At 62.1% G+C, this 19,772-nt stretch carries 17 protein-coding genes (1 of these 17 running past the window's edge); all 17 read left to right on the top strand.

Annotated elements, in window-relative coordinates:
• On the top strand, positions 1–4 hold the final stretch of the coding sequence (locus AC244Q_RS17975) for a hypothetical protein (protein WP_011653302.1). It extends 335 nt beyond the left edge of the window; only the last 4 of its 339 coding nucleotides appear in the window; the start codon falls outside the window, past its left edge; its stop codon occupies positions 2–4.
• 140 nt (positions 5–144) lie between these two features.
• Positions 145–351, top strand: coding sequence for a hypothetical protein (locus AC244Q_RS17980; RefSeq protein WP_012758797.1), 207 nt, complete (start codon positions 145–147; stop codon positions 349–351).
• A 158-nt stretch (positions 352–509) separates the two neighbouring features.
• On the top strand, positions 510–1,316 hold the full coding sequence (locus AC244Q_RS17985; RefSeq protein ID WP_012758798.1) for a pseudouridine synthase: 807 nt from the start codon (positions 510–512) through the stop codon (positions 1,314–1,316).
• Between the two features lie 14 nt (positions 1,317–1,330).
• Complete coding sequence (locus AC244Q_RS17990) at positions 1,331–2,017, top strand: phosphoribosyltransferase (protein ID WP_041935689.1); 687 nt, start codon at positions 1,331–1,333, stop codon at positions 2,015–2,017.
• A 103-nt stretch (positions 2,018–2,120) separates the two neighbouring features.
• Positions 2,121–3,866 (top strand): SLC13 family permease, encoded by a 1,746-nt coding sequence (locus AC244Q_RS17995; RefSeq protein WP_012758800.1) that lies wholly within the window; start codon positions 2,121–2,123, stop codon positions 3,864–3,866.
• Positions 3,867–3,950: 84 nt separating this feature from the next.
• A complete protein-coding gene (locus tag AC244Q_RS18000) occupies positions 3,951–4,895 on the top strand; it encodes a phosphoribosylaminoimidazolesuccinocarboxamide synthase (protein WP_113548269.1) in 945 nt (314 codons plus the stop codon).
• 210 nt (positions 4,896–5,105) lie between these two features.
• Positions 5,106–5,708 (top strand): TetR/AcrR family transcriptional regulator, encoded by a 603-nt coding sequence (locus tag AC244Q_RS18005; protein ID WP_012758802.1) that lies wholly within the window; start codon positions 5,106–5,108, stop codon positions 5,706–5,708.
• Between the two features lie 168 nt (positions 5,709–5,876).
• Positions 5,877–7,088 (top strand): efflux RND transporter periplasmic adaptor subunit, encoded by a 1,212-nt coding sequence (locus AC244Q_RS18010; RefSeq protein ID WP_012758803.1) that lies wholly within the window; start codon positions 5,877–5,879, stop codon positions 7,086–7,088.
• 48 nt (positions 7,089–7,136) lie between these two features.
• A complete protein-coding gene (locus tag AC244Q_RS18015) occupies positions 7,137–10,247 on the top strand; it encodes an efflux RND transporter permease subunit (RefSeq protein WP_012758804.1) in 3,111 nt (1,036 codons plus the stop codon).
• A 150-nt stretch (positions 10,248–10,397) separates the two neighbouring features.
• Complete coding sequence (locus tag AC244Q_RS18020) at positions 10,398–11,831, top strand: efflux transporter outer membrane subunit (protein ID WP_012758805.1); 1,434 nt, start codon at positions 10,398–10,400, stop codon at positions 11,829–11,831.
• A 174-nt stretch (positions 11,832–12,005) separates the two neighbouring features.
• Positions 12,006–13,049: a LacI family DNA-binding transcriptional regulator gene (locus tag AC244Q_RS18025; protein WP_012758806.1), complete on the top strand. Its 1,044-nt coding sequence runs from the start codon at positions 12,006–12,008 to the stop codon at positions 13,047–13,049.
• 107 nt (positions 13,050–13,156) lie between these two features.
• Entirely contained in the window at positions 13,157–14,077 is a 921-nt protein-coding gene (locus AC244Q_RS18030; protein ID WP_012758808.1) for a nucleoside hydrolase, read from the top strand.
• Positions 14,074–15,855: an adenine deaminase gene (locus AC244Q_RS18035; protein WP_113548270.1), complete on the top strand. Its 1,782-nt coding sequence runs from the start codon at positions 14,074–14,076 to the stop codon at positions 15,853–15,855. Before AC244Q_RS18030 ends, AC244Q_RS18035 begins: the two co-directional genes overlap by 4 nt.
• 374 nt (positions 15,856–16,229) lie before the next feature.
• Positions 16,230–17,162, top strand: coding sequence for a metal ABC transporter substrate-binding protein (locus tag AC244Q_RS18040; RefSeq protein ID WP_113548271.1), 933 nt, complete (start codon positions 16,230–16,232; stop codon positions 17,160–17,162).
• On the top strand, positions 17,159–18,061 hold the full coding sequence (locus AC244Q_RS18045; RefSeq protein WP_113548272.1) for a manganese/iron ABC transporter ATP-binding protein: 903 nt from the start codon (positions 17,159–17,161) through the stop codon (positions 18,059–18,061). Before AC244Q_RS18040 ends, AC244Q_RS18045 begins: the two co-directional genes overlap by 4 nt.
• A complete protein-coding gene (sitC, locus tag AC244Q_RS18050; protein WP_012758812.1) occupies positions 18,058–18,918 on the top strand; it encodes an iron/manganese ABC transporter permease subunit SitC in 861 nt (286 codons plus the stop codon). The genes AC244Q_RS18045 and sitC overlap by 4 nt, the downstream gene beginning before the upstream one ends.
• On the top strand, positions 18,915–19,760 hold the full coding sequence (locus AC244Q_RS18055) for a metal ABC transporter permease (protein ID WP_128406043.1): 846 nt from the start codon (positions 18,915–18,917) through the stop codon (positions 19,758–19,760). Before sitC ends, AC244Q_RS18055 begins: the two co-directional genes overlap by 4 nt.
• The last annotated feature ends 12 nt before the right edge of the window (positions 19,761–19,772 follow it).

Here is a 19,772-nt window from a genome sequence, read left to right on the forward strand (position 1 = left end):
CTGAACACGCCATATCCACCCATAAACCAGTCTTTTGCGCACCCGCCGATCCGTTTTTCGGCAGGGTGCGTAAATGCTTATGTCTTAGAAAAACCAATTTTTAATGCCAGCTATGGGAACATAAAAAACGAAGGGAGGACTACCATGGAAAACAAGAGGGCCAACTGCATTATCGAAGTCAGTGTCGACAGCGCCGATGGCCGCTATGCGGTCGGCATTATGAATATGCGCCAGGCACTCGATCTGCCGGAAATGCCTAGTCTGTCCTACACACATCCGGACCCGGTCAAGGCCGCCGCCGGTATCGTCGTCAGCCGCAAGGAACTGGCCGGCTTCATGGTCTGCCGCTGAGGCAGCGCCACCCTAACAAAGCCGCGACGGCGCTTTATCCAAAGCGCTGAGCCCTTTTTGCAGCGCCTGTTATTCCCCTCGTTTTTTATTCACGCTGCTGGCATCCTTCTCTCGTTCATGCCAAGAAAACGGCATCAAAAGCAGGATAAGGATGGCAGATGAGGGAGCGGCGCCCACCGCACAAGACGCGTGAACGGACAAAGCCCGCCGATAACGCCGCGGCCAAACGGGTCACCCTTCCCCGTGCCCTTTCCAAGCTCGGTTATTGCTCCCGCACGCAGGCCGAACGCCTGATCGCCGAAAATCGTGTTGCGGTTGACGGCCGAACCGTCAGCGATGCCTCCGCATGGGTCGATCTTGCCACGGCAAGCATCAGCATCGACGGCCTTGTCATCGCTGCCGAAGCGAAAATCTATCTGATGCTCAACAAGCCCCGCGGTCTCGTCACCACCCGCCACGATCCGGAAGGCAGGCCGACGGTCTATGATTGCCTCAGGGATTTCGACATCCCGCATCTCTCTCCGGTCGGCCGGCTCGACAAGGCGAGCGAGGGCCTGCTGCTTTTCACCAACGACACCGAATTCGCCCAGATCCTGCTCGATCCGGTCACGCATGTGACGAAGACCTATCATGTCCAGATCGACCGCATCATGGACGACGAGGACATTGCCGCGATGACAGCGGGCATCCGCCACGACGGCGAGCTGCTGACGGCGACCGCCGCGCGGCGCCTGCGCCAGGGCGACAGGAATTCATGGATCGAGGTCGAGCTCGACGAGGGCCGCAACCGCCAGATCCGCCGCATGCTGGAGGCGCTCGGAACCGAATGCCTGCGCCTCGTGCGCGTCGCAATCGGCGGGCTCGAACTCGGCGAATTGCCGAAAGGCGCCGTGCGTGCGCTGACCGAACCGGAATTGCAGGCACTGCGCCGGAAAACCGGCATGGAAAGGACGAGACGCAATTGACCGCTGTGACGGAGATGGCGCCGCATGATTTCTGGCAGGAGCTTCACCCGCCCGGCACCTTTGCCGGCAATGGTGAATTCACCTCCTTCTATGTCGCCACGCTCGAAGACGGCCGCCAGCTTCGCCTGCCGATCCGTGAGCTGGCGGATGGCGACCGCGCCCTCGCCTCGCTGATCGTCAACCAGGCGAGCTTCGCCGTGCTCGATGCGCTCGCCGAAAGCCTCGCCGAAAAGATCAGGCCCATGCGCATCGACGTCGTCGCCGGCCTGCCGACGCTCGGCCTGACGCTGGCCGCCGCCGTGGCGCAGAAGCTCGGCCATGGCCGCTATGTTCCGCTCGGCACCTCGCGCAAATTCTGGTATCGCGACGAGCTCTCCGTCGCCCTGTCTTCGATCACCACGCCGACACAGCAGAAACGCCTCTATATCGATCCGCGCATGCTGCCGCTGCTTCAGGGACGGCGTGTCGCCCTCATCGATGACGTCATTTCCAGCGGCGCCTCGATCGTTGCCGGCCTCCATCTGCTGATGGCCTGCGGCATCGAACCCGTCGTCATCGGTGCGGCCATGCTGCAATCGGAGCGCTGGCGCGAAAGCCTCGCAGCCGCCGGGCCGCAATGGAGCGCGCGCACCGTCGGCGTCTTCGCAACCCCCATTCTGGAGCGGAACGCGGCGGGCCGGTGGCAGGCACCACCAGCCTGACGCGAGATATGAGGATTGTTCAATCTTTGCCTGAAGGCGCCTCTGTACAGCGCATGAGGAACGATTACAGTCCCGCCTGATCGATGAAACAACGGATCTGCCCATGTCGTTCGAGCAAGCATCCCTGCTGATCCTTCTGCTGGCGATGCTCATTCTCTTCTCGCTCAATCGCATCCGCATCGAAGTCGTCTCGATCGCCGGCCTGCTTGGCGGTTATGCGCTCGGCCTTTATCCCGCCGATCAGATCTTCACGGGCTTCGCCAGTCCCGTCGTCATCACCGTCGTCGAGATCCTGCTGATCGTCCAGGTGCTGGCGCGCGCCAAGCTCTTCGACAGTCTCGCTGCCCGTTTCGCGGCAGCAAGACCCAGGGACTTCACCGTCATCGCCTGCACGTCCGCGCTTGCCGGCTTCATGTCGATCTTCATGAACAATATCGGCGCCTTTGCGATCACCTTACCGGTCGCGCTACGTCTCGGCACGGTCCTGACGATCCCCCGCCGCCAGCTCGTCATGCCGGTCTCGTTCGCGGCCCTGCTCGGCGGCCTCGTTTCGCTGATCGGCACGCCGGCCAACCTGCTCGTCAGCGATGCGCTCGCCAAGGCGACCGGAACCGGCTTTCACTTCTTCGATTTCGCCTATGTCGGCCTGCCGATCGCCATCGCCGGCATTCTGCTCATCGCCTTTCGCGTGCAGCGCCTGTTTCCGGAACCCGACGAAACACCGGTAAAAATCTCTCCGGCCGCGCGCCGCATCGTCGTCGAGCGTCGCATCCCTGACGTCTCGCCGCTGATCGGTGTGCGACTTTCCGATTGCCCGGTGCGTTTCGGCATCAAGCCGCATGCGCTGATCCGCGGCGACAGTTTCGTCTTCGGTCCGCTCGACCAGTCGGTGATCGAACCCGGCGACGTGCTGCTTGCCGAAGGCGCCGATGCGGTCTTTGCCGGCCTTGCCGCCACGCAGGCGCTGATCGCCGATGCCCATCCGCATGGCCTGCAGCCGGATTTCACCCGTGTCGAAGCCGTCGTGATGCCGGAGAGCACGTTGGTCGGTTCGCGCGTCGGCTCGCTCGAAGTCTTCCACCATCGCGGCATCGCGGTCGCCGCCCTTTCCATGCGCGCGCTACGCATCGAGGGCCGCTTCCTCGACCTGCAATTGTCGATCGGCGATATATTGACGCTGGAGGGGCCGCGCATTGCAATCGGCGAAGCGTTAGAGGAAAGCGAGTGCCTGCCGCTCGCCTCGACAGCACCGAGCGAACCGGCGCCGCTCCTATCCTGGCGGCCCTTCGCGCTCTTTGCCTGCGGCGTCGCCGCCTCGGCGTCCGGCCTGCGTCCCGACGTCGCTTTTGCCGGCGTCGTGCTCGTGCTCGCTCTGCTCAATCACCTCAACATCCGTCAGGCGATGGCCGATCTCAACTGGCCGATCATCATCATGCTGGCGGCGATGATCCCGATCGGCCAAGCGGTGGCGACCACCGGAGCGGCCGAAACCATTGCCGGCTGGCTCAGCCTCGTCGTGCCGATCACCCATCCGCTCTTCGGCATCGCCCTCATCCTTTTCCTGGCCATGGCATTGACGCCTTTTGTCAACAACGCGACGGTCGCAATCGTCCTGACCCCGATCGCACTGGAATTCGCAAGAGCCGGCAGGCATGCGCCGGACGCCTATCTGATCGCGGTCGCCGCCGGTGCGTCGCTCGATTTCCTGACGCCCTTCGGCCATCACAACAACACGCTGGCAATGGGCATCGGCGGTTACCGCTTCGGCGATTTCCTGCGCGCCGGCTGGCCGCTTGCCGTCGCAAGTTACGGCCTCGCCCTGCTTCTTACCGGTCTGTTCTGGCTGTGATGCGATACCCGATCGGCTTGACTTCCCCAGCAATGAAACTAGAGCAGGAAGTCTTCACCCAATAACTAAGGACAGTCGAGCGCCGTGCGAATTCTCTCCGAAGCCCATTTCCCGGAATTGCCGAACTATTATCGCGGCAAGGTGCGCGAGAATTACGATCTTCCGGACGGACGCCGCATCATCATCAGCACCGACCGGCTCAGCGCTTTCGACCGCATCCTGACCTGCATCCCCTATAAGGGCGAGGTACTGACGCAGACGGCCCGCTACTGGTTCGAGGCGACGAAGGACATCTGCCCGAACCACGTTCTCGACTATCCCGATCCGAATGTCGTCATCGGCAAGCGGCTCGACATCCTGCCGGTCGAGATCGTTGTGCGCGGTTATCTCGCCGGCACCACCGGCACCTCGATCCTGACGCTTTATAAGAAGGGCGAACGCGAGATGTACGGCATGCGTCTGGCCGACGGCATGCGCGACAATCAGATCCTGCCGGAACCCGTCATCACGCCGACCAGCAAGGAATTCGACGGCGGCCACGATGAGCCGCTGACCCCGGCCGAAATCGTCACGCGTGGCCTTCTCACGAATGAACAATGGCAGACGCTGTCGACATATGCGCTCGCCCTCTTTGCCCGTGGCCAGGAGATGGCGGCGAAAAACGGGCTGATCCTGGTCGATACCAAATACGAGTTCGGCACCGATGGTGACGGCAACATTATCCTCGCCGACGAGATCCACACGCCGGACAGCAGCCGCTACTGGCTTGCCGAAAGCTATCCGGCAAGCTTTGCCGCCGGAAAACGCCCGGAAAGTTTCGACAAGGATTTCGTCCGCGCCTGGGTGGCGGAGCGCTGCGATCCCTATAAGGACGAAATCCCGGAAATCCCCGCCGAACTGATCGACCAGACCTCGGCCGTCTACATCAAAGCCTACGAGTCGATCACCGGCGAGCGCTTCGTTCCCGATGATAGCGGCGAGACGCCGCTTGCCCGTGTCCGAAGCAACCTCGCCCGCTATTTTCCTTGAAAAGGCGAACGCGAAGGCCGCCAAGCTGTTCACCGGCTTGCGGCGTTTCGCCCAATCGCGCTAGAGCGCCGAGCGTCCAACAGGACGCGCTAAGGACGCTCTATCACTTTGAATTGGCGCATAATCCTTTCCGAAAATCGATTCCGATTTTCGGGGTTATGCGCTAGCATCGAAAAAAAGGGGTATCGGGCTCAGCCCGGCGGGGAACAGATGGTAAGAAGGCCAAGACGCAAGGCCGAGGAAACGCGGGAAGACATTCTCTCCATGGCGGAGATGCTGTTTCGCGAGCGCGGCTTCGTTGCGGTGTCGATCGCCGATATCGCCGGTGCGCTCCACATGTCGCCCGCCAATGTCTTCAAGCATTTCCGTTCCAAGGTGGCGCTCGTCGATGCGATCGCAGGACGCCATCTCGACGATGCTGCCGAGCGCTTCGCCGCCTTCGATGAGAAGCTGCCGCCGAAGGAACAACTGCTCCGCTTCATCCTGCGCCTGCTGGAAAGCCACCTGCAGGACATCCAGAAGAACCCTTATATCTTCGAAATGGTGCTTTCGACGATCGAAGCCAAACTCGAGGCCGGCAATCGTTATCGCGCCCGCATCGAGGCAAAGCTCGGCGAGATCATCCGCGAAGGCATGGCGGAGGGAAGTTATCATTGCCGCGATCCCGAAAGCGCGGCGCATACGGTGGCAGATGTCCTGGCCTGCGTGCTGCACCCTGTCCTGATCGCTCGCGACGACAAGGAGACGCTCGTGCACCGCGCCGAAAAAATCGTGTGTTTCGTCCATGCCGCACTGCAAAATAGCGCTTGCTAAGTGATGATTGCTGAATTACGTCACTTCGTAAAGCTTTTCTTAAATTCGGATAACGGCATTTGAAGCCAACCCAATCCTGACGCTTATAAAAGCCTGCGCTCGATCAAGCCGAGCCCGTGGGCCGAGCTCGTGGATTGAACGGCGATTGCCACCGCACAGGAATTCAGCATGATACGGCGTGCCCTCCTCATCTCCTCGGCCCTGGCATTCGCAGCCCTTCTCGCCGCCTGCAGCGACAGTGGCTCCAAGCCCGCCGGCAATGCGGGTGCAGGCGCGGCGCAGCAGGCTGCCCCCGTCGGCGTCATCGCGCTGACGAAGGGCACCTTCCCGATCACCACGATCCTGCCCGGCCGCGCCGAGACCTTTCAGACCGCCGATATTCGGCCGCAGGTGAGCGGCCTGATCCGCGAGATCGCCTTTAAGGAAGGCGGCGAAATCAAGAAGGGCGATCTTCTCTACCAGATCGAGGATGCTCCCTATATCGCTGCCGTCGAGCAGGCCAAGGCGGCGATTTCCAAGGCGCAGGCGAGCGTGCCGAGCGCTGAAAGCAATCTCGACCGCTACCAGCGCCTCGTCGGCAGCGGCGCCACCCAGATCGAATTCGAAACGGCCAAGACGACGCTGCTCCAGGCCAAGGCCGAAGTCGAGTCGGCGAAGGCCGCGCTGTCCGCTGCACAGATCGACCTCGACCACACCAGGATCGTCGCCCCTTTCGATGGCATCATCGACCAGACGGCCGTTAATGTCGGCAATGTCGTCTCTGCCAACCAGACGACGGCGCTGACGACGATCCGCCAGCTCGATCCGATCTACATCTCGCTGACGGAATCGAGCACCAACCTCTTGAAGCTGCGCGATGCGATGGCCGCCGGCGACATCAAGGGTGAAGCCAATGTCGTCTTCCATCTGATCCTCGAAAACGGCAAGGAATACAACCAGCAGGGCAAGCTCGACATGTCGAAGCAGGTGGTCAGTGAGACCACAGGCACCTTCATCATCCGCGTGCTCTTTCCCAATCCCGACCGTATCGTGCTGCCCGGTATGTATGTCCGCGCAACCGTCGAGCTCGGCGCCGAGGCCGGTTATGCGCTGCCGCAGCTGGCGACGAGCCGTGACGCCAACGGCCGGCTGACGGCACAATTCGTTTCCGCCGACGGCAAGGTCGAAACCCGCGCCTTCGAGAACAGCTCGCCCTCCAACAATTCCTGGCTCGTGACCGAAGGCATCAAGGACGGCGATCAGCTGATCGTCAGCGGCCTGCAATCGATCACTTCAGGCATGCCGGTGAAGCCGGTCCCGATGAAGATCAACGACACCGGCGTGGTCATGCCTGCCGAGCAGCCCGCGGCCGGTGACGCGCAGAAGCCCGCAGCGAAGTAATCGCCGCAGGCCCGCATCGTCACCGTCTCAGCCGCACAGGAATAACCGATGGCCAAGTTTTTCATCCGACGTCCGATTTTCGCTTGGGTCATTGCGATCACCATCATGCTCGCCGGCCTGCTGGCGATTTTCACGCTGTCGATCTCGCAATATCCCGACATCGCCCCGACGACGGTTCGCATCAACGCCACCTATCGCGGCGCCAGCGCCGAGACTGTCGAGAAATCGGTGACGACGATCATCGAGGACGGCATGACCGGCCTCGACGACCTCACCTACATGACCTCGACCTCATCGACGGGTTCGGCCAGCATCCAGCTCACCTTCGGAACGAGCGCCGACCCCGATATCGCCCAGGTGCAGGTGCAGAACAAGCTGCAGCTGGTTCAGTCGCAGCTTCCAAGCGACGTCATCGATGCCGGCATCAGCGTCACCCGCTCGACCTCGAGCATCCTTCTCGTCGGCTCGCTCGTTTCGACCGACGGCAAGCGCAATTCTGTCGACCTCGGCAATATCATGTCGACCTCGATCGAGGATCAGATCCAGCGCCTGGAAGGCGTCGGCAGCATCAATGTCTTCGGTTCAGGATACGCCATGCGCGTCTGGCTCGATCCGTTCAAGCTGCTGAAATACCAGTTGACGCCGAGCGACGTGACGTCAGCCATCCAGGCGCAGAACACCCAGGTCTCCGTCGGTTCGCTCGGTGCCCAGCCGACGATCCCCGGCCAGCAGATCAACGTCACCATCACCGCCCAAAGCCAGCTGACCACCGTCGCCGATTTCGAGCACATCATCCTGAAGGTCGAAAAGGACGGCGCGACGGTGCGCTTGAGCGACGTCTCGCGCATCGAGATCGGGCAGGAAAGCTACGGCGGCAGTTCGCGCTACAACGGCCAGCCGTCGACCGGTTTCGCCGTCAATCTTGCAATTGGCGCCAACGCCATCGATACCGCCGCCCGTGTGCGCTCCGCGCTCGAGGTTATCGGCCGCGGCCTGCCGGCAGGTGTCGAGATCACCTATCCCTACGACACCACGCCCTTCGTGGAACTGTCGATCGAGAAGGTCGTGCACACGCTGATCGAGGCGATCGTGCTCGTCTTCGTGGTGCTGCTCGTCTTCCTGCAGAATCTCCGGGCGACGCTGATCCCGACGATTGCGGTTCCCGTGGTGCTGCTCGGCACCTTCGGGGTGCTGGCGGTCACCGGCTATTCGATCAATACCTTGACGATGTTCGCCATGGTGCTGGCGATCGGCCTTCTCGTCGACGATGCCATCGTCGTCGTCGAAAACGTCGAACGCATCATGTCCGAAGAAAAGCTTTCGCCGCTCGAGGCAACGGAAAAATCGATGGGCGAGATCACCGGCGCCATCGTCGGCATCGCGCTCGTCCTCACCGCCGTCTTCATTCCGATGGCCTTCTTCGGCGGTTCGACCGGCATCATCTATCGCCAGTTCTCGATCACCATCGTCTCGGCCATGCTGCTGTCGGCGCTCGTCGCCCTCGTGCTGACGCCCGCACTTTGCGCCACGATGCTGAAGCCGGTCGGCGAACACAGGAAGCACCGCGTCGGCGACTGGTTCAACCGCAACTTCACGCGCTCGACCAACGGCTATATCACCACCATCGGCTATCTGCTGAAGCGTCCGATCCGCGTCATGCTGGTCTTCCTTCTGGTCGGCGCCGGCTGCGCCTATCTCTTCACCCGCCTGCCGAGCTCCTTCCTGCCGCAGGAAGACCAGGGCGTGCTGCTGACCATCGTCACCACGCCGCCGGGCTCGACCACGCAGCAGACCCAGGCAGTCGTCGAAAAGGTCGAGAAATACTATCGTGAAAACGAGAAGGACGCCGTCGATTCCGTGTTCGGCGCGCTCGGCTTCGGCTTCAGCGGTTCCGGCCAGAACAGCGCCATCGTCTTCACCAAACTCAAGGATTTCTCGCTGCGCACCGATCCGACGCTGAGCGCCCAGTCAGTCGTCAACCGTGCGCTTGGCAATTTCTTTGCGATCCGCGAGGCGCAGGTCTTCGCGTTGCTGCCGCCGGCGATCCAGGGTCTCGGGGTGTCGAGCGGCTTCTCCATGTATCTCGTCGACACCGGCGGCCACGGCAATGACGCCCTGACGGCCGCCTCCAAGCGGCTGATCCAGATGGGCAATAGCTCAGGCAAGATCGTGGCGCTGCGCAGCAGCAACAAGGAAGTCGAGCCGCAGATGCGCATCGTGCTCGATCAGGAAAAGATCGGCGCCATGGGCGTCGACATCGCCTCGGTCAATTCGATGCTGTCGATCATCTTCACCGGCCGTGACGTCAACGACTTCACGCTGAACGGCGAGATCAAGCCGGTCTACGTCGAGGGCGATGCGCCCTTCCGCATGCAGCCGAGCGACCTCAACCACTGGTACGCCCGCAACAATGACGGCGAAATGGTGCCCTTCTCCGCCTTTACCCGCACGGAATGGGTGAAGGGCGCGCCCTCGCTTGCCCGCTTCAACGCCGTCAGCGCCATTCCGCTCGACGGCGCTTCCGCACCCGGGGTTTCTTCCGGCGATGCGATGAACGAAATGGAAGCACTGACCAATCAGCTCGGCGGCGGTTATACGGTCGCCTGGCAGGGCATCTCCTATCAGGAGCGGCTGTCCGGTTCGCAGGCGCCGATGCTCTACGCGATCTCGGTACTGGTCGTCTTCCTCTGCCTGGCAGCGCTTTACGAAAGCTGGTCGATCCCCTTCTCGGTGATCATGGCGGTGCCTGTCGGCATCCTCGGGGCGCTGACGGCGGCAACCCTCTTCGGCCAGGCGAACGACGTCTATTTCAAGGTCGGCTTGCTGACCACTATCGGGCTGGCGGCGAAGAACGCCATCCTGATCGTCGAATTCGCCAAGGACCGCATGGAAAGCGGCATGGGGCTCTACGAGGCGACATTGGAAGCGGCGAGATTGCGCCTGCGGCCGATCATTATGACCTCGCTTGCCTTCATTCTCGGCGTCGTGCCGCTGGCGATCGCGACAGGCGCGGGCTCGGCGGCACAGAATGCCATCGGCATCGGCGTTCTCGGCGGCATGCTGGCGGCGACAATGCTCGGAATTTTCTTCGTGCCGTCGTTTTTCGTCGTCATCCGACGCATCTTTGCCACACGCGGCAAAAATGCGGCAGGACTGTGATATAAATGCACTGTGATAATGCTGTTGCCGTTGCTACATTGCGCCCGACTGCTTCGGAATGGTGTTTTTGGTAGAACGAGGCGCGGCGGCCGATAGTGAAGCATGAAGCTTTGGACAAGAATTGACTTGCTCGAGTACAGGATGAAATGAATGGTATCTCTTCGTTTTGCCACACCGGCATTATTGTTATTGTTGTCGGGCTGCGTTGTGGGCCCGGATCATGTTCCTCCTGAGATGCCGCTGCCCGCCAAATTCGGAGAGGGTGGAACCAAGAGTGATGGCGATGTTACCACCGTAGCCTGGTGGAGCGCCTTCAGAGACCGCAAGCTGGACGGCCTCGTCCAGTCCGGCCTCGACCAGAACCTGTCAGTCCAGCAGGCGATCGAACGCATCAATGCGGCTTCCGCCAACGTCACCGTCGCAGGAGCCGGCGCCCTGCCGAACCTGACCGTCGGCGCCTCGCACACGGTCAGCGGCCAGAAGGGCGAGCTGCGCACGCAGTTCGACACGCGCAACACCAGCGGCGGCGAAGCACAGCTGACCTGGCTGCTCGATATTTTCGGCCTCTACAAGCGCAACACCGAGAGCGCTCTCGCTTCGCTCGATTCTGCTTACGCATCGGCAGACGTTGCCAAGCTGACCCTCGTGCAGGACCTCGTCTCCAGCTATATCGACGTTCGTTATTATCAGCAGCGCCTGGCGCTTTCGAAGGCCAACCTGAAGTCCCGTCAGGAAACCTACGAACTGACCAAGTTCCAGCTGGAAGCCGGCGCCGCCTCGCGTCTCGACGTCGTTCAGGCCGAGGGCCTGGTGCAGTCGACGCTCGCCGAAATTCCCGGCCTCGAAACCAACATCCGCATTTCGGCCCATCACATCGCCACGCTGCTCGGCCTGCCGGCTGCAACCCTTGTCGATGATCTGCTGAAGGGCTATGGCCAGCCGGTATTCCGCGGCGGCATCACCTCCGGCATCCCGGCCGACCTGATCCGCAACCGTCCCGACATCCGTGTGGCGGAACGCGACCTCGCAGCTGCAACGGCCCAGATCGGCGTCGCCCAGGCGCAGCTCTATCCGAGCATCTCGCTCAGCGGCTCGATCTCGCCGGCCTACATCAACCAGCGTGGCATCCACGGCGGCCTGACGCCCTGGTCCTTCGGCCCCACCCTCAACCTGCCGATCTTCGATGGCGGTACCCTGCGCGCCGGCGTCAAGACGGCGCAGTCCAATGCCGCAGCGGCCTATCTCAACTGGAAGTCGACGGTACTGACCGCGATCGAACAGGTCGAGAATGCACTTTCGGCTGTCCGGCGCGACGCCCGCACGGTTTCGGCGCTTCAAGCCCAGGTGAAGACCACACAGGAAACGCTCGAACTTTCGACCGCATCCTACAAGGACGGCGCTTCTTCGCTGCTCGACGTTCTAGACGCCCAGCGCCAGGTTTCGCTCGCCCAGGCAAGCCTTGCCGCAGCCGTCCAGCAGATGGCCAAGGACTACGTGTCGCTGAACATCGCAGTCGGCGGCGGCTTCGCCCCCGGCGGCAAGACCACCGCACCGGCGGTGAAGGTTGTGGCTGTCAAGGGCTGACAACTTCTTCAATCGATCTGAAAGTACAAGGCCTCGCGATTGTCTCGCGGGGCTTTTTCTTATCCGCCGCGTGCCGTAGCCGAATAACTGCGGATAAGATGAATTCGGATTCGACAGGCGGGATAAGCTGAGCTATCACTTTGATTAAACGATTAATCAAGGTGATCGTCAATCATGGCAGCACCGCGCCCGGGACCGAACCTCAGCAGGATAGCAACGTCGCTCGGCGTCTCCGTCGCCACCGTCTCCAATGCGCTTTCCGGCAAGGGCCGGGTTTCCGGCCAACTGGTTGAAAGAATCCGCGAGCATGCAGCCGAGCTCGGTTACGTCCCGAGCCAGGCCGGGCGGGCGCTGCGGACCGGCCGCAGCGGCGTTCTCGGCCTGGTGCTGCCCGATATCGCCAATCCGCTGTTCCCGAAGATTGCGCAGGCGATCGAATTCGCTGCCTCCGCCGCAGGTTACGGCGTGCTGATCGCCGATTCCCGCGGTGATGTCGCCGCCCAGACCGAGGCTATCAACCGGCTGGTCGAGCGCGGCGTCGATGGCATGGTCGTCATTCCCCGCCGCGCCACCCGCATTTCGTCCGCCGCCTGTCCGGTCGCCGTCATCGACACTCCCTCGACGCCCGGCAACACCGTTGCCGCCGACCATTGGCAGGGCGGCCATGAAATCGCCGGCCATCTCGCAGGCCTCGGCCATCGCCGTATCCTCATCATCGGCAACAATCAGGAATCCAACGTCCAGAACGACCGTGCCGGCGGCATTCGCTCCGGTATGCGCCCGGGCATGCATTCGGAAACGCTGTGGATCGACAGGTTGGAGCAGGAGAACGGCAGCGGCTGCCCGCTCGGCCTCGCCGAAAAAGTCGGCCAAGGTTTCACCGCCTTCGCAGCCCTCTCCGACCTGCAGGCGCTGCGGGCGCTGACGGAGTTGCAGCAGGCGGGCATCAACATTCCCACTGACGTCAGTGTCGCCGGCTTCGATGACCTCATCTGGTCGCCTGTTGTTACGCCGTCGCTGACGACGGTCCGGATGGACATGGATAGAATTGCCGAAATTGCGGTGTCCGCGCTGGTGGATACCATAAGAACAAGCAGCATCCGGGAGGGCGTGCTCGTTACCGCGAAGATCGAACGCGTCGCCATGCAGCTAGTCGTCCGCCAATCATCCGGGCCTGCGAAACCGGCACAAAAGACTTCAGAGATGGAGAACATGTAAGATGAAAAAAGCTTTCATTGCCTGGGCAGCCCCCCTCCTCGATACCGCGCTCGCCTTCGATCTGCCGGTTGCCGGCGCGGCAAGCCTCAAACAGTTCGGGTGAAATCATGGGCGTCTGGATCGACACGGACATGGGCTTCGACGACATCGCCGCCATTATGGTGGTGGCACAGTCTGAATTCGAGATCGACGGCTTATCGCTGGTCTTCGGCAATACGCCGCTGGCGCAGGTGAGGATAAACGCCGCCGGCGCCGCCAGCGCCTTCGGCTGGAAATTCCCCATTCACACTGGCCGCGCCACGCCCGTGCTCGGCAAGCTCGAAACTGCTCAGGCGATCCTCGGCGAAACCGGCATCCCGACATTAGGTAGGAGCCTGCCCAAGGCTCCCGCCCTTGCCGAAAGCGATGCCTTCGCGGCACTCTGCCGCTGGCTGGAGCGCCAAGGCGAGCACCGCATCCTGGCGCTTGGCCCGCTGACCAACATCGCCGCTGTGGCGCTTGCCCGGCCGGATCTTGCTGCCCGCATCACCGAACTCGTCTGGATGGGTGGCGGTGTCACGTCAGGCAACCATACGGCCTCCGCCGAGTTCAACGCGCTCGCCGATCCCGAGGCCCTGTCGATCATCATCGCCCATGGCCTGCCGCTGCGCATGGTCGATCTCGACCTATGCCGCAAGGTACTGGCCAGGCCCGAAGACGCCGAGCCGGTGCGCAATGCCGGCGGCGCCAATGCCGAGCTGATCGCCGATATGTTTTCGGGCTATATCCGCATCGGCACCAGTCGCGGCCGCCCGGCCATGGCGATTTACGATCCTTGCGCCGCCGTCGCCTTCGTCGCTCCGGATATCGTCAACTTCCGCCCCGCCCGTATCGACGTCGAGCTGCAGGGCGCCTTGACCCGCGGCCGTACCGTCGTCGAGACCCGCGCCACGCATGCGACCTTCAATGCGCAATTCGCCGCCGACATCGATGCCGACATGGCGCGTGTCATCATTCTCGCTGCCCTGGTCAACGAGGCCCGCAAATGAACGTCCCCGCTCGCCAAGAACCCGCCGATCTCAACGATCCTGCCTTGCGGGCCCGCGCCGTCACCGCTGCGCGCGGCGACGCCCCTTTCGACATGCTGATCACCGGCGGCCGGCTGCTCGATGCGGTGACGGGCCTGATCCGGCAAGCCGATATCGGCCTCGTCGGCGCGCTGATATCAAGCGTTCATGCGCCGGCAAGCCGCACGGATGCCGTCGAGATCATCGATGCGGCGGGCAGCATCCTGACGCCCGGCCTGATCGACACGCACATGCACATCGAAAGTTCGATGGTGACACCGGCCGAATATGCGAGCGCTGTCTTGCCACGCGGCGTCACCACGATCGTCTGGGATCCGCATGAATTCGGCAACGTCCATGGGCTCGACGGCGTGCGCTGGGCGATCGAGGCGGCACGCTCTCTGCCTCTGCGGATGATCCTTCTCGCGCCCTCCTGCGTGCCCTCCGCGCCAGGCCTGGAACTTGCCGGCGCCGATTTCGATGCCTCCATGATCACCGAGATGCTGCACTCCTCCGCCATCGGCGGCGTCGCCGAAGTCATGAACATGCGCGGCGTCATCGACGGCGATCCGCGCATGACTGCCATCGTCAATGCCGGCCTTGCCGCCGGCAAGCTCGTCTGCGGCCATGCCCGCGGCCTCGAAGGCGCCGATCTCAACGCCTTCATGGCATCGGGTATCACCTCCGACCACGAACTTACCTCCGGCGCCGATCTCCTCGCCAAGCTTTTCGCCGGCCTGACGATCGAGCTGCGCGGCTCTCACGACCATCTGCTGCGGGAGTTCGTCGAGGTGCTGAACGGTCTCGGCCACCTGCCTCCGACCGTCACGCTCTGCACCGACGACGTCTTTCCGGACGAACTCCAGGAAGGCGGCGGCCTCGACGACGTCATCAGGCGCCTGGTGCGCTACGGCATGAAGCCGGAATGGGCCATCCGTGCCGCGACCTTCAACGCTGCACAACGTCTGAAGCGCTCCGATCTCGGCCTCCTCGCTGCCGGCCGCCGCGCCGATATCGTGCTCTTCGAAGACCTCGCGGAATTCCGGGCGCGGCAGGTGATATCAGGCGGCCGCCTCGTCGCCCGCAACGGCAGCATGCAGGTGGCCGTCAAGCAGATTGATACGGCGCCGCTTGTCAATTCGGTGAAGCTGCCGCGGCTGACCGAGAATGATTTCCGCATTCCGGCGCAGGGCGAGCGCGTCCGCGTCGCCACCATCGACCGCCCACGCTTCACGCAATGGGGCGAGGCCGAAACCGAGGTCAGGGACGGCTTCGTCGTGCCGCCGGCCGGCAGCGCCATGATTTCAGTCGTCCATCGCCACGGCAAAGCAGATGGTACCCCGCGCATCGGCTTCCTCACCGGCTGGGGTGAATGGCGCGGCGCCTTCTGTACTACCGTTTCGCATGACAGCCACAACCTCACCGTCTTCGGCGACAATGCGCACGACATGGCGCTCGCCGCCAACGCCGTCATATCAGCCGGCGGCGGCATGGCGGTCGCCAAGGACGGTAGGATCGAGGCACTCCTGCCGCTGCCGCTCTCCGGCCTGGTGACGGATGCATCGCTGCAGGACACCGCCCTGGCCTTCGCCGGCATCCGCAAGGCGATGGAAAAAATCGTCAACTGGAAGCCGCCCTATCGGGTCTTCAAGGCCTGTTTCGGCGCAACACTCGCCTGCAATATCGGCCCGCACCAGACCGATCGTGGGATTGCCGATGTGGTGACCGGCAAGGTGCTGGAAAATCCTGTTCTAAGTTAGATAGTGAGAGCATATGCCGTCCGAAAACCGCTTTCCCTTTCGGCATCATGCTCTGAGATCTTGTAAGCCGAGGAAAGCGCGGCTCCGCCAGCAAGCGTGCCGTGTGCCCCCAAACGCCTAACCGATCGAACCATGCACCGTTACGGCAAATCCCGGTATGGGTGTTCGATGAGGTTGATCGCAGCCAGCCCGTCGGGTCCTGCTACCGGCATTTTCGGCCCCCGGTTCGGATGGTTGTTGCAAATCATTCTTAATTGCACAATAGTCGAAGCAAGGGTCGTCAAGCATTTTTTGCAAATCATTCTGAATCGCAACTTGTTCGACCCTCAACAGCTTTTGCAATTCGGTCGTAATAGCAGCAAGAGGAGAAATATATGCTCTATAGGGAAAGACGGTCGGTCCTGGCCGGAATGATAGGGGTGGCATTCGCGGCCGTGCTGGTTGCCTTTCCCGCCGCTGCCCAACAGACAACCAATTCGAAGTTCAAGGTGGTGACGACCTTCACGGTGATTGCCGACATGGCAAAAAACGTGGCCGGTGATGCCGCGATCGTGGAATCGATCACCAAGCCGGGCGCGGAGATCCACAACTATGCGCCAACGCCGGGTGACATCCAGCGGGCCCAAGGTGCACAGCTCATTCTCTGGAACGGCCTCAATCTGGAGCGCTGGTTCGAAAAGTTCTTCCAGAACCTGCACGACGTCCCCGGTGCCGTCGTCTCCGATGGCATCGAACCGATGGGCATCTCGGAAGGCCCCTACCAAGGCAAGCCTAATCCCCACGCCTGGATGTCGCCGAAGAACGCCCTGATTTACGTCGACAATATCCGCGATGCTTTCGCAAAATATGATCCGGCGAATGCGGAGACCTACAACGCTAACGCCGAGGCCTACAAGCAGAAGATCGAAGCGACGATCACTCCGATCCGCGCCACCCTCGACAAAATTCCCGAGGACAAGCGCTGGCTGGTCTCGAGCGAGGGCGCCTTTTCCTATCTTGCACGCGATTTCGGGCTGAAGGAACTCTATCTCTGGCCGATCAACGCCGACCAGCAGGGCACGCCCCAGCAGGTCCGCAAGGTGATCGATGCGGTCGAGGAAAACAAGATTCCAACCGTCTTCAGCGAAAGCACCGTTTCCGATAAACCGGCCCGGCAGGTGGCGCGCGAAACCGGCGCGCATTATGGCGGCGTCCTCTATGTCGACTCGTTGAGCGAAGCCGACGGCCCGGTGCCAACCTATATCGATCTTCTGCGCGTGACCTCCGATACCGTTGCGAAGGGTCTTGCCGATGGGTTGTCGCAATGATTGAGCTTAGCAATCTTGTCCGGCCCGCATCCTCGGATGCGGGATCGGGGATCACGGTGAAGGACGCAACCGTCACTTACCGCAACGGACATACAGCCCTGAGGGACGCGAGTTTCCAGATCCCCACGGGCACGATCGCCGCGCTGGTCGGTGTCAACGGTTCCGGCAAGTCGACGCTCTTCAAGTCGATCATGGGTTTCGTGCGTCTCGCCAGGGGCCACATTCGCGTGCTTGGCATCCCGGTCGAAGAGGCGCTGCGCAAGAACCTCGTCGCTTATGTGCCGCAATCGGAAGAAGTCGACTGGAACTTCCCGGTGCTGGTCGAGGATGTTGTGATGATGGGCCGCTACGGCCACATGGGCATGATGCGCATCCCGAAGGCCGCAGACCACGAGGCAGTGGCGGCCGCGCTCGCCCGCGTCGCCATGAGCGAGTTCCGCAAGCGCCAGATCGGCGAACTCTCCGGCGGCCAGCGGAAGCGGGTCTTCTTGGCGCGAGCACTGGCGCAGGACGGCCGGGTCATTCTGCTCGATGAACCCTTTACCGGCGTCGACGTAAAGACCGAGGACCAGATCATCAAGCTCCTGCGCGAACTGCGGGATGAAGGCCGCGTCATGCTGGTCTCCACCCACAATCTCGGCTCCGTGCCGGAGTTCTGCGACCGGACCATCCTGATCAAGGGCACGGTGCTCGCCTACGGCCCGACCGTCGAGACTTTTACGCAGGAAAATCTGGAAAAGGCATTTGGCGGCGTGCTGCGACATTTCGTGTTGAGCGATGCGCAGAACGGCAGGCCAACGTCGATCGGCGTCATAACTGATGATGAGCGCCCCCTGATTCTGCAGGGTGGCAAAGCGACTGCCCGGAGGCCCGATAGTGGCAACGGGGGCCGGGAATGATAGACGACCTCCTGCAGCCCTTCACCTATGAATACATGCTCAATGCCATGTGGGTGTCCGCCCTTGTCGGCGGCGTCTGCGCTTTCCTCTCCTGTTATCTGATGCTGAAAGGCTGGTCGCTGATCGGCGACGCGCTCTCGCACGCGATCGTTCCCGGCGTTGCCGGCGCCTATATGCTCGGACTTCCCTTTTCGATCGGAGCCTTCTTTTCCGGAGGGCTCGCTGCCGCAGCGATGCTTTTCCTCAACCAGCGCACCAAGCTGAAGGAAGATGCCATCATCGGCCTGATCTTCTCCTCCTTCTTCGGGCTGGGCCTGTTCATGGTTTCGCTCAAGCCTATGGCGGTCAACATCCAGACGATCGTACTCGGCAACATTCTCGCCATCACGCCCGAGGATACGCTGCAACTCGCCATCATCGGCTTCGTGTCGCTCGCCGTCCTGCTCGTCAAATGGAAGGACCTGATGGTCACTTTCTTCGATGAGAGCCATGCCCGATCGATCGGTCTCAATCCGACCGTTCTCAAGGTCATTTTCTTCACGCTGCTGTCTGCCTCAACCGTCGCGGCGCTGCAGACCGTCGGTGCATTCCTCGTCATCTGCATGGTGGTAACGCCCGGGGCAACTGCCTATCTGCTGACCGACCGCTTCCCGCGGCTGCTTGTGATCGCGGTCATCATCGGATCGATGACCAGTTTCGTCGGCGCTTATGCAAGCTACTTCCTCGATGGCGCAACCGGCGGCATCATCGTCGTGCTGCAGACGGCAATCTTCCTGATCGCGTTCTTCTTCGCACCCAAACACGGCATGCTGGCGGCACGTAGACGCGCTGCGCAGGCGCTGGAGGCAGCGCCATGAACATGGTCGAGACGCTTCTTTTGCCTTTCCAGTTCGGCTTCATGGTCAATGCGCTAGTGATCTCGGTGCTGGTCGCAATTCCGATGGCGCTGTTGTCCTGCTTCCTGGTTCTGAAAGGCTGGTCTCTGATGGGAGACGCCATCAGCCACGCCGTCTTCCCCGGCGTGGTCATCGCCTATATCGTCGGCATACCCTTCGCGGTCGGCGCCTTCGCGGCCGGCATGTTTTGCGCTGCCGCCACCGGTTTCCTGAAAGATAACAGCCGTATCAAACAGGATACGGTGATGGGCATCGTTTTCTCCGGCATGTTCGGGCTCGGCCTGGTTCTTTATGTCAAGATCCAGTCCGACGTGCATCTCGACCACATCCTGTTCGGCGACATGCTCGGTGTCTCCTGGCGCGACATCGGGCAATCGGCCGTCATCGCTGCGATCACGGCCGCCATTCTTGGTGTGAAATGGAAGGACTTCCTGCTGCACGCCTTCGACCCCGCCCAGGCGAGAGCGGTGGGCCTCAGGATCAACCTACTGCATTACGGCCTTCTCGCCCTCATCTCGCTGACGATCGTCGGTGCTTTGCAGGCGGTAGGCATCATCCTTTCGATCGCCATGCTGATTGCGCCGGGAGCCATCGCCTTCCTGCTCACCCGCAAGTTCAGCACGATGCTGCTCCTCTCCGTCGCCATCGCCGTGATCGGTTCCTTTGTCGGCGTCTACCTGTCCTTCTTCATCGACAGCGCGCCGGCGCCGACCATCGTGCTTGTGCTGGCGATCGGCTTCGTGCTCGCCTTCATCCATGCCACGCGCGGGACGGCCCGGGTTGAAGAATCGCCGGTAGCCTGATGGACATTGGCG

It is taken from the genome of Rhizobium sp. CB2179, from assembly GCF_057653455.1.

Excerpts from the sequence above, each read along its gene's own strand:
- AC244Q_RS17980 (WP_012758797.1), top strand. The coding sequence starts at position 145 with ATGGAAAACAAGAGGGCCAACTGCATTATCGAAGTCAGTGTCGACAGC.
- AC244Q_RS17985 (WP_012758798.1), top strand. The coding sequence starts at position 510 with ATGAGGGAGCGGCGCCCACCGCACAAGACGCGTGAACGGACAAAGCCC.
- AC244Q_RS17990 (WP_041935689.1), top strand. The coding sequence starts at position 1,331 with ATGGCGCCGCATGATTTCTGGCAGGAGCTTCACCCGCCCGGCACCTTT.
- AC244Q_RS17995 (WP_012758800.1), top strand. The coding sequence starts at position 2,121 with ATGTCGTTCGAGCAAGCATCCCTGCTGATCCTTCTGCTGGCGATGCTC.
- AC244Q_RS18005 (WP_012758802.1), top strand. The coding sequence starts at position 5,106 with ATGGTAAGAAGGCCAAGACGCAAGGCCGAGGAAACGCGGGAAGACATT.
- AC244Q_RS18010 (WP_012758803.1), top strand. The coding sequence starts at position 5,877 with ATGATACGGCGTGCCCTCCTCATCTCCTCGGCCCTGGCATTCGCAGCC.
- AC244Q_RS18015 (WP_012758804.1), top strand. The coding sequence starts at position 7,137 with ATGGCCAAGTTTTTCATCCGACGTCCGATTTTCGCTTGGGTCATTGCG.
- AC244Q_RS18020 (WP_012758805.1), top strand. The coding sequence starts at position 10,398 with ATGGTATCTCTTCGTTTTGCCACACCGGCATTATTGTTATTGTTGTCG.
- AC244Q_RS18025 (WP_012758806.1), top strand. The coding sequence starts at position 12,006 with ATGGCAGCACCGCGCCCGGGACCGAACCTCAGCAGGATAGCAACGTCG.
- AC244Q_RS18030 (WP_012758808.1), top strand. The coding sequence starts at position 13,157 with ATGGGCGTCTGGATCGACACGGACATGGGCTTCGACGACATCGCCGCC.
- AC244Q_RS18035 (WP_113548270.1), top strand. The coding sequence starts at position 14,074 with ATGAACGTCCCCGCTCGCCAAGAACCCGCCGATCTCAACGATCCTGCC.
- AC244Q_RS18040 (WP_113548271.1), top strand. The coding sequence starts at position 16,230 with ATGCTCTATAGGGAAAGACGGTCGGTCCTGGCCGGAATGATAGGGGTG.
- AC244Q_RS18045 (WP_113548272.1), top strand. The coding sequence starts at position 17,159 with ATGATTGAGCTTAGCAATCTTGTCCGGCCCGCATCCTCGGATGCGGGA.
- sitC (WP_012758812.1), top strand. The coding sequence starts at position 18,058 with ATGATAGACGACCTCCTGCAGCCCTTCACCTATGAATACATGCTCAAT.
- AC244Q_RS18055 (WP_128406043.1), top strand. The coding sequence starts at position 18,915 with ATGAACATGGTCGAGACGCTTCTTTTGCCTTTCCAGTTCGGCTTCATG.